Raw genomic sequence first — 1,555 nt, forward strand, 5'->3', positions numbered from 1 at the left:
ATGATCCTCGCCTGGGAAGAGGAGGGCTTTCCGGGCCGAAAGGTCAAGGGCCTCATCGAAAAGCTTGAGGGGATGGAGAAGGATTTCCCCGGGATCGGGGACCGAATGTCAGAATCTTTTTAACGTATATCGATCCAACTTATAGCCCGAGGGGTAATTGCTCTTGCGCAGAGTCTTATGTTATGTCCTGGCGGCGTTCCTCCTGGTCGCCCTCTACGGCGTGATCTTCATGGAGCTGATGAGCTTTGAGGGACAGCTCGATAACGTCGATCCGGTGACTGCCTTCTACTGGGTGATCACCACCATGACCACCGTGGGGTATGGAGACGTGGTCTTCGAGAGCCTTCCCGGAAGGATCTTCAGCTCCCTGGTGGGCCTCTCGGGGATATTCATCCTCTTCGCGTTGGCCCTGCCCCTGATCGTCATCCCGGGGCTGGAGCGGCTGAGCCGGGAGGTGCCCTCAAAGGCTCCGCCGAAGATGAGGGGCCACATCATCATCTGCGGCTACAACCCCATCGTCGAGGCCCTGGCAGAGAACTTCCGGAGACAAAGGGTCCCCTTCCTGGTGGTCGAGGGGTCGGAGGAGACGGCCCGGAAGATCAGCAAGAAGTATCAGGTGATCTGGGGCGACCCGGCCGAAAAGAGCGTCCTCGCGGGCGCCAACATCAGATCGGCGAAGCTCCTCATCGCCAACGAGAGGGACGAGAGGAACGCCGAGATCGCCCTCACCGCTCGGGAGATCTCAGAGGTGGAGGTGGTGGCCCTGGCCGAAGATCTGGCTCGGGCCCGGTTCCTCAGCTATGCCGGAGCCTCGAGGACCATATCGCCAAAGACTCTTCTTGGTACTTTCATCGCCCAGATCACATCTCCCCCGAGGAAGGGGGTATTTCCGGGAGCGGTCAAGCTCTTCGGAGGCGTTCTTGTGGAGCTACCCATCTATCCGGGAAGCCCTCTGATAGGAAAGGAGGTTCACGACCCGGCCTTGAACGAGACGGGCGCAAGGATAGTGGGGATGTGGCAGAGGGGCAGGTTCGTCTCGATCCCGAAAGAGGAGGTGATCAGGTCCCACTCGGTGTTGATGGCGATGGGGCAGGCCGAGGCCCTTGACCGGCTGAGAGAGCTGACCATCGGGCCTCCTCGGGAAGGGCCGATGATGGTGATCGGCTACGGCGACGTAGGAAGGCGAATCGTCAAGGTCCTCTCCGAGAGGGGGGCGTCCCTCTCGGTGGTGGACAAGAGGGAGCTTTCCGACGTCCCTTTTCGGCACGTCGCCGGAGACGGCACCTCCGAAGAGGTCTTGGTAGAGTCGGGGGCCAAGGAGGCCGTCGGGATTCTGATCATGCTCAACGACGACTCCGATGTTGTCTTCTCCACCCTTCTCGCAAGGAACCTGAACGGCGACGCCTTCATCGTGGCGAGGGCAAACCACGTCAGCTCGGCGGAGAAGATCTACCGGGCCGGCGCCGACTACGTCGCCTCGGTTCCCATAGTGGCAAGCCACATGCTCGCCAGGATCGCCCAGAAGCAGGAGGAGGAGTTCACCATGATCTACGAG

Annotated in this window: 1 protein-coding gene; it reads left to right on the plus strand. The window is 60.8% G+C overall.

Features of this window, described 5'->3' with window-relative positions; all coding sequences use genetic code 11:
* Positions 1–163 precede the first annotated feature (163 nt).
* A partial coding sequence (locus ACP5EL_RS10365; protein ID WP_428402433.1) for a potassium channel family protein occupies positions 164–1,555 on the plus strand: 1,392 nt, incomplete at its 3' end.

Origin of the sequence: Methanocrinis sp. (assembly GCF_049974945.1) — an archaeon.
Taxonomy (GTDB): Archaea; Halobacteriota; Methanosarcinia; order Methanotrichales; family Methanotrichaceae; genus Methanocrinis.